General features: G+C 65.3%; 10 protein-coding genes. 8 read left to right on the plus strand and 2 right to left on the minus strand.

Annotated features, from left to right (window positions below):
• Positions 1-407 precede the first annotated feature (407 nt).
• From VJ811_RS14460 to VJ811_RS14490, 7 genes are all read left to right on the plus strand, one after another.
• Positions 408-743 carry a PGPGW domain-containing protein gene (locus VJ811_RS14460; protein WP_324073547.1) on the plus strand — a complete coding sequence of 112 codons (336 nt, stop codon included), beginning with the start codon at positions 408-410 and terminating at the stop codon, positions 741-743.
• 101 nt (positions 744-844) lie between these two features.
• Entirely contained in the window at positions 845-979 is a 135-nt protein-coding gene (gene rpmH, locus VJ811_RS14465) for a 50S ribosomal protein L34 (protein ID WP_039570342.1), read from the plus strand.
• Positions 980-1,008: 29 nt separating this feature from the next.
• Entirely contained in the window at positions 1,009-1,356 is a 348-nt protein-coding gene (gene rnpA / locus VJ811_RS14470; protein ID WP_324073560.1) for a ribonuclease P protein component, read from the plus strand.
• 151 nt (positions 1,357-1,507) lie between these two features.
• Positions 1,508-1,720: a membrane protein insertion efficiency factor YidD gene (gene yidD / locus VJ811_RS14475; RefSeq protein WP_039570339.1), complete on the plus strand. Its 213-nt coding sequence runs from the start codon at positions 1,508-1,510 to the stop codon at positions 1,718-1,720.
• A 44-nt stretch (positions 1,721-1,764) separates the two neighbouring features.
• The gene (yidC, locus tag VJ811_RS14480; protein ID WP_324073563.1) at positions 1,765-3,510 is read left to right on the plus strand and encodes a membrane protein insertase YidC; all 1,746 of its coding nucleotides are present in this window, start codon (positions 1,765-1,767) and stop codon (positions 3,508-3,510) included.
• Positions 3,507-4,172 (plus strand): ribosome biogenesis GTP-binding protein YihA/YsxC, encoded by a 666-nt coding sequence (gene yihA, locus VJ811_RS14485; protein WP_324073565.1) that lies wholly within the window; start codon positions 3,507-3,509, stop codon positions 4,170-4,172. The genes yidC and yihA overlap by 4 nt, the downstream gene beginning before the upstream one ends.
• Positions 4,173-4,365: 193 nt before the next feature.
• Positions 4,366-5,037 carry a glutathione S-transferase family protein gene (locus VJ811_RS14490; RefSeq protein ID WP_324073567.1) on the plus strand — a complete coding sequence of 224 codons (672 nt, stop codon included), beginning with the start codon at positions 4,366-4,368 and terminating at the stop codon, positions 5,035-5,037.
• Here the strand turns inward: VJ811_RS14490 and VJ811_RS14495 are convergent.
• Positions 5,034-5,501 (minus strand): cupin domain-containing protein, encoded by a 468-nt coding sequence (locus VJ811_RS14495; RefSeq protein WP_324073569.1) that lies wholly within the window; start codon positions 5,499-5,501, stop codon positions 5,034-5,036. The genes VJ811_RS14490 and VJ811_RS14495 overlap by 4 nt on opposite strands.
• A 96-nt stretch (positions 5,502-5,597) precedes the next feature.
• Here VJ811_RS14495 and dapE point away from each other — a divergent pair, with 96 nt between their 5' ends.
• Positions 5,598-6,731, plus strand: coding sequence for a succinyl-diaminopimelate desuccinylase (dapE, locus tag VJ811_RS14500; protein ID WP_324073570.1), 1,134 nt, complete (start codon positions 5,598-5,600; stop codon positions 6,729-6,731).
• Between the two features lie 34 nt (positions 6,732-6,765).
• On the opposite strand, the gene VJ811_RS14505 is transcribed toward dapE, so the two are convergent.
• Positions 6,766-7,308 (minus strand): Smr/MutS family protein (locus VJ811_RS14505; RefSeq protein WP_324073572.1); only part of this gene is annotated, 543 nt, incomplete at its 5' end.

Consider the following 7,308-nt stretch of genomic DNA (forward strand, 5'->3'; position numbering starts at 1 on the left):
GGCGAACGACTATCCCGCGAACGATCCGGTCCACGCCGAATATCTGGGCTATTACCGCGAAATGGGGCTGAGCGACGCGAAGGCGCGCGCCTTTTACGCGCTGACCAACAGCACCCCGTTCGACGACGTCCGCTATCTGACCCGCGACGACATGGCGCGGTTTGTCACGCTGAACTGACCCCCTTCTCCCTTCCCCCCTCGATGGGGGAAGGATACGCAGCCTTGTCGCGAAGCGACTAGGCGAAGTTGGATGGGGGTGAGGGCGCGTCATCGCACCACAGCTTCAGGCCGCCACCGCACCCCACCGCTGCGCCCCGGACTTGATCCGGGGCTCGCCGCCTCCCCCATCAAGGGGGAGGTGTGATAGGCGGTTGCAACACCGCGTCTTCCTCCCCACATCGCCCAATATGGCGAAACGCAGCCTTTACCAACGATTGCGATCGAACCCGCGGGTGCGGACGGCGCTGTTCGTCCTCGGCGTGCTGCTGATGATCGCCGCGCCCTTGCTCGGTCCGCTGCCGGGGCCGGGCTTTGTCATCCTGTTTCCCGCGGGATTGATGCTGGCTCTGCAGAACAGCGAGTGGGCGAAGCGCGTCTATGTCCGATTCAAGCGGCGCCACCCGCGCTACGCCGGCTGGACCGACCGGTTGATGCGGCGTAGCAGCGCGGCGCGGCGGCGCGAGCGCGATGCGCTGGAAGCAGCCGATGGCGAAACGCCCGAAAACCGCGCCAATGCCGATTGACTTTGCGCCGACTCTCGCTTATCCGCGCCTCCATCAGTGGCCGCCCACGTTTGGCGGCCCTTTTCTGTTAAAGCTTTTGACGAGATTTAGGGACAACCGCGATGAAGCGTACCTTTCAACCGAGCAACCTCGTGCGCGCCCGTCGCCACGGTTTCCGCGCCCGCAAGGCGACGGTTGGCGGCCGCAAGATTCTCGCCAACCGCCGCGCCCAGGGCCGCAAGAAGCTGTCGGCCTGATCCAGGCCGGTGGCGCGCTGGCTCAGCCGGTGCGAACCCTTTCAAAACGTAGCGAATTTCTGGCCGCCAATCGCGGCCTTCGTTTTCCCATGCCCGGCTTTGTCCTGCTCGTCCGCCAGCGCGGCGACGGCGACGACGCGCTGGGCATCGGCTATACCGTCAGCAAGAAAGTCGGCAACGCCGTCACCCGCAACCGGATGAAACGCCGCCTGCGCGCGCTGTGCCGCGCCGCGCTCCCCGAATCGGGAATCGCCGGCGCCGACCATGTCCTGATCGGCCGGCCGGGCGGCAACGACATCGTCTTTGCCGAGCTGGGCGAGCATCTCGATTCGGCGCTGAAGCGCGCGGCGAAGAAGCTGGCGGCGAAAGTGCCGTGATTGCGCGCCCTCCCCCTTGTCTTCACCCCGGACTTGATCCGGGGTCCCGCTCAGCGAAGGTGACAAGCGGGATCCCGGATCAAGTCCGGGGTGACGAAGAGGAAAAAACATCGATCGCGCGTGAAGTTGCGCAGTTTTCCGGGCTTTTTCCGTGATCGCGAAATTGCTCATCCTGATCGCGCGGGGCTGGCAAATCGGCCCGTCGCGCATCCTGCCGCCTACCTGCCGCTATTCGCCGTCGTGCAGCGCCTATGCGATCACCGCGCTCCAGCGCCATGGTGCGATCAAGGGTGGCTGGCTGGCGACAAAGCGGCTATTGCGCTGCCATCCTTGGGGGGGCCACGGCCACGACCCCGTTCCCTGAACGGTATTCCCCGATATTTTTGATACGAAGAGAGACCGAAAAGCGTGGACGACAAGCGTAACATGATCGCGGCAATTTTATTGTCGGTGGCCATTCTGATCGGCTGGAATTTCGTCTCCGAGAAATTCTTCCCCACCCCCGACAAGCCCGATGTGACCACGACGGTCGCGGGGGCCAATGGCACCGCCCCCGCCGCGACGCCGGGCCAGCCCGCCGCGCTGCCCGCCCCCGGCGTGCCGGCCCCGACCACGGCGCAAGCGATCCGTCCGATCGAGGCCGTGCTCGCCGAGGGCAACCGCATTCCGATCGAAACGCCGGCGATCAAGGGGTCGATCAACCTTGTCGGCGCGCGCGTGGACGACATCACGCTCAGCAAATATCGTCAGACGATCAAGAAGGATTCGCCGCCGGTGCGCCTGTTCGCGCCGGGCGGCACCAAGGCCGCCTATTTCGCGAGCATCGGCTGGTCGGCGCAGGGCGTCGTCGTTCCGGGTCCGACCACATTGTGGACCGCGTCGGGCACCAAGCTGACCCCGACTACTCCGGTGACGCTGAGCTGGGCGAACGGTGCCGGACAGACGTTCCGCATCGAGTACAGCATCGACAGCGATTATCTGATCACCGCGAAACAGACGATCGCCAACACCGGCACCGCCCCCGTCGCGGTGCGCAGCGGCACCTATATCGACCGCACCGGCAAGCCGACCGACCCGCATGAGCAGGACAGCTGGACGATCCACGTCGGCCCGACCGGCTATCTCGACGGCAAGTCGAACTTCACCAATTATGACGAACTCGAGGAGGCGGCGAACAATACCGTTTCATACACCTCGGCCGGCTGGCTCGGCTTCACCGACAAATATTGGCTCGCCGCGGTGGTTCCGGCGAAGGGCGAAAAAGTCTCGGCCGCGTTCAATTCGCTGCCCGGCGGCGCCTTCCGCGCCGCCTTCGCCCGCGACCTTGTCGAGGTTGCGCCGGGCAAGCAGATCACGACCACCAGCCGCGTCTTCGCCGGCGCCAAGGAAGTGAGCACGCTCTCGCACTATCAGGACGATCAGGGCATCACGCGCCTGTCGAACGCGATCGACTGGGGCTGGTTCGAATTTTTCGAGGTGCCGATCTTCAAGCTGCTCGACTGGCTGTTCAAGCAGGTCCACAACTTCGGTCTTGCGATCATGCTGCTGACCCTGATCATCCGCGCGCTGATGTTCCCGATCGCGCAGCGCCAGTTCGGGTCGATGGCGCAGATGCGCCTCGTTCAGCCGAAGATGAAGGCGCTGCAGGACCGCTACAAGGACGACAAGCCCAAGATGCAGCAGGAGCTGATGAAGCTCTATAAGGACGAGAAGATCAATCCGCTCGCCGGCTGCCTGCCGATCGTGATCCAGATCCCGATCTTCTATGCGCTGTACAAGGTGCTGATGCTGACGATCGAAATGCGGCACCAGCCGTTCATCCTGTGGATCAAGGATCTGTCGGCGCCCGATCCGCTGCATATCCTCAACCTGTTCGGGCTGCTGCCCTTCACCCCGCCGTCGATCCTCAGCATCGGCGTCCTCGCGGTGATCCTGGGCATCACGATGTTCCTGCAGTTCCGCCTGAACCCGCAAGCGACCGATCCCGTGCAGCAGCAGGTGTTCAAGATCATGCCGTGGCTGTTCATGTTCATCATGGCGCCGTTCGCGGCGGGCCTGCTGCTCTACTGGATCACCAACAATATCCTGTCGATCGGGCAGCAGCAGTGGATGTACCGCAAATTCCCGCAGCTGAAGGCGGCAGTGGCGAAGTGAGCGACAGCGAAGACCTTGAACCGGGCGTCGATCCCGACCGCGCCGAACGCGCGCGCAAGCTGTTTTCGGGGCCAATTAATTTCCTGAAATCGGCGCCCGCGCTCGAACATCTGCCGGCGCCGAGCGTGCCCGAGATCGCGTTCGCGGGCCGCTCGAACGTCGGCAAATCGTCGTTGCTCAACGCGCTGACGAACCGCAACAACCTCGCGCGCACGTCGGTGACGCCGGGGCGGACGCAGGAACTCAACTATTTCGACGTCGGCGAGGATCCGCTGATCTTCCGGCTGGTCGATATGCCGGGCTATGGCTTTGCCAGGGCGCCGAAGGATGTCGTCAAGAAATGGCGTTTCCTGATCAACGATTACCTCCGCGGCCGCGCGGTGCTGAAACGCACTTTGGTGCTGATCGACAGCCGCCACGGGATCAAGGAGGTCGACCGCGACGTGCTCGAGATGCTCGACACCGCGGCGGTCAGCTATCGCATCGTGCTGACCAAGGCCGACAAGATCAAGGCGACCGAGCTCGCCGCGGTGCAGGCCGCGACCGAGGCCGAAGCCCGCAAGCACCCCGCCGCGCATCCGCAAGTGATCGCGACGAGCAGCGAAAAGGGCATGGGCATCGCCGAACTGCGCACCGCGGTGCTGGAGGCGGTGGAGATTTGAATACCTCCTCTCCCCTTGCGGGAGAGAATGGTGCAGGTTGCGGACTTGTCCGCTACCGGAACCTGGAGAGGTGGGCGGCCAATGAGGCCGCGCGAGCCTGCGGCTCGCATCACCCTCTCCCAGCTTCGACTAGCCAGCAAGCTGGCAAGTCTACACAACCCTCCCCCGTCAAGGGGGAGGGAGGAGAATTGGCATGAAACTCTTCCTCGGCAACAAGGCATACTCCAGCTGGAGCCTGCGCGGCTGGCTGGCGGTCAAGCATAGCGGGCTGCCGTTCGAGGAAGTCACCGTCCCGCTCTATGACGAGGACTGGTCGAACCGGCGCGAAGGCGACGAATTCGCGCCGTCGGGCGGCAAGGTGCCGATATTGTGGGACGGCGACGACATCGTCGTGTGGGACAGCCTCGCGATCATCGATTACCTCAACGAAAAGACCGGCGGCACGAAGGGTTATTGGCCCGAGGATATGGCGGGGCGCGCGATGGCGCGGTCGATGGCGGCCGAAATGCACTCGAGCTTCGCCGCGCTGCGCCGCAATCACAGTATGAACATCCGCCGCATCTATCCGCCCGCCGAACTGCTTCCCGAAGTGCAGGCCGATGTCGTGCGTATCTTCCAGATCTGGGCCGAGGCGCGCGCAAGGTTCGGTGGCGAAGGCGATTTTCTCTTTGGCAGCTGGTCGGCCGCCGACATCATGTTCGCGCCCGTCGTCACGCGCTTCATCACCTACTCGATCCCGCTACCGCGCTTTGCCGCCGCCTATGCGCAGGCGGTGATCAGCCACCCGTGCATGCAGGAATGGATCGGCGGCGCACAGGCCGAGGACTGGATCATCGAGAAATTCGAGGGGCCGGTCGAGGGTTAAGGAATCCGCGTCGTCGGGTACGGCGTGCCGTCCTTGTGGAAATAGCCGTCGGGCGTGAAGAGCATGTCGATGTCCGAATAGCCGCCGCCGGTGTCGTATTTCTTGCCGCCGCCCAATGCGACGAAGACGCAGTCGGCGTCCGATTCGTTGACCAGATGGTGGCCGTTGGTGCTGCCCTTCGGCCACACCGCGATATCGCCTGGCCGCATCGGCCAGCGCCCGTCGTCCTCGATCAGCACCGCCTCGCCCGAAATCATCACCAGCATCTCGTCCTCGCCATCATGCCAGTGGCGCTGCGACGACCAGGCGCCGGGCTTCAGCACGACATGGCTCGCGGCGAAATCGCTGAGTCCGGTGGCAGGGGCAAGGCGGCGATACCAGCGGCCCTGCACGGGCGCGTCGTAAGGCGCGGGATAGCCCGTCGTGTTGGTTTGCGGGATCGTATCGAGATCGAGCTTGGGCATGGCAGTCCTCGTGACTTTGTTCTTACTTTGTTTCGCACAAAGGCGGCGCGATGCAAAGCCTCGACTTGCTGCCGCGCGAGGGAGTAAGGGAGCGGCATGAGCATCACCGTCGATCCCCTAGAGCTTGCCAAGGCGCTGATCGCCGCGCCGAGCGTCACCCCCGCCATGGGCGCCGTGTTCGACGTGCTGGAGGCGGCCCTGACCCCGCTCGGCTTTACCGTCGAGCGGTTCATCGACGGGATCGAACCCGACGGGCCGGTCGAGAATCTGCTCGCGGTGCGCACCGGGAAAGGCCCGAAGCATTTCGGCTTTGCCGGACATCTCGATGTCGTGCCGCCGGGTGTCGGCTGGACCGGCGACGCCTTCGTGCCCGAGGTCCGTGGCGAGCTGCTCTATGGCCGCGGCGCGGTCGACATGAAGGGTTCGATCGCGGCGTTCGTCGCCGCCGCCGCCGCGACGCCGGCCGAGGCCGGAACGATCAGCCTGATCATCACCGGCGACGAGGAAGGCCCGGCGATCTTTGGCACCCGCGCGCTGATGGAGCATATGGACGCGCGCGGCGTCCGCCCCGACATGATCGTCGTCGGCGAGCCGACCTCGGTGAACCGGCTCGGCGACATGGTGAAGATCGGCCGGCGCGGCTCGGTCAATATCTGGATCGACGTGCCGGGAACGCAGGGGCATGTCGCCTATCCGCACCTCGCCGACAATCCGATCCCGAAGCTGGTCAAGATTTTGGCCGCGATCGATGCGGTGGTGCTGGATAGCGGCAACGACTGGTTCCAGCCGTCGAACATCGAATTCACCGATATCGAAGTCGGCAACGGCGCGACCAACGTCATCCCCGCGTCGGCGCGCGCGCGGTTGTCGATCCGTTTCAACGACCAGCATCGCGGCGCCGACCTGATCGCGCTGATCGAGCGCATCGCGCACGACGTCGAACCGGGTGCCAAGGTGCTGGGCAAGATTTCGGGCGAAGCCTTCCTCACCCCGCCGGGCGACCTGTCGGAGGTGGTCGCCGAGGCGATCCATGCCGAGACCGACGTCATGCCCGAAATGTCGACCACCGGCGGCACGTCGGACGCGCGCTTTCTCCATACGCTTTGTCCCGTGGTCGAGTTCGGGCTGACCAATGCGACGATGCACAAGCTCGACGAGGCGGTCGCGGTGGCGGATATCCACAAGCTGACCGCCATCTATCGGGGCATATTGATCCGCGCCTTATCCTGAATGTATCCCCGCGAAGGCGGGGATACAGGGGGTTTCAACCCTCGCGCTCACGCCGCAGGATCACATAGACCGCGCCTGCCCCGCCATGGCTGATATGCGCGGGACGGAGCGCGACGATCTGGTCGGCGTAGGGCGAGTAAGCGAGCCAGTCGGGCAACGACGCGCGGATCGCGCCGCGCGGGCGCGGGTCGCCGTGCATCTGCGGCAGGCGGTCGGCACCCGGACGCAGCCGTCCCGCGACCACGAGCAGCACGCGCGCGCCGCGCATCAGTCCGCGCCCGATCGCCTCGTCGAGCAACGCCTGTGCCGAGGCGAGCGTATGGCCGTGGAGGTCGATGCTGAGGTCGGGGCGGACGAGCCCCTTGCGCAGGCGGCGGTCCCAATGGCCGTCGAGCGTCGCCGCCTGGTGGGTGCGGCGCGGCGACGGAAGTTTCGTCGCGGGTCGCGGCGCGGCGGCGGGGACCGCGACGCTGCGCGGGGTGGGTTTCGGCGGCTTCACGGTCGGCGGCGCCACGGGCACGGACGGCGCCTTCGCCTTGGCGAGCGGCTTTACCGTCGCCGCGACCTTTTTCCACAG

The organism is Sphingopyxis sp. (assembly GCF_035250425.1).
Lineage (GTDB): Bacteria > Pseudomonadota > Alphaproteobacteria > Sphingomonadales > Sphingomonadaceae > Sphingopyxis.

Excerpts from the sequence above, each read along its gene's own strand:
- VJ811_RS14460 (WP_324073547.1), top strand. The coding sequence starts at position 408 with ATGGCGAAACGCAGCCTTTACCAACGATTGCGATCGAACCCGCGGGTG.
- rpmH (WP_039570342.1), top strand. The coding sequence starts at position 845 with ATGAAGCGTACCTTTCAACCGAGCAACCTCGTGCGCGCCCGTCGCCAC.
- VJ811_RS14490 (WP_324073567.1), top strand. The coding sequence starts at position 4,366 with ATGAAACTCTTCCTCGGCAACAAGGCATACTCCAGCTGGAGCCTGCGC.
- VJ811_RS14495 (WP_324073569.1), bottom strand. The coding sequence starts at position 5,501 with ATGCCCAAGCTCGATCTCGATACGATCCCGCAAACCAACACGACGGGC.
- dapE (WP_324073570.1), top strand. The coding sequence starts at position 5,598 with ATGAGCATCACCGTCGATCCCCTAGAGCTTGCCAAGGCGCTGATCGCC.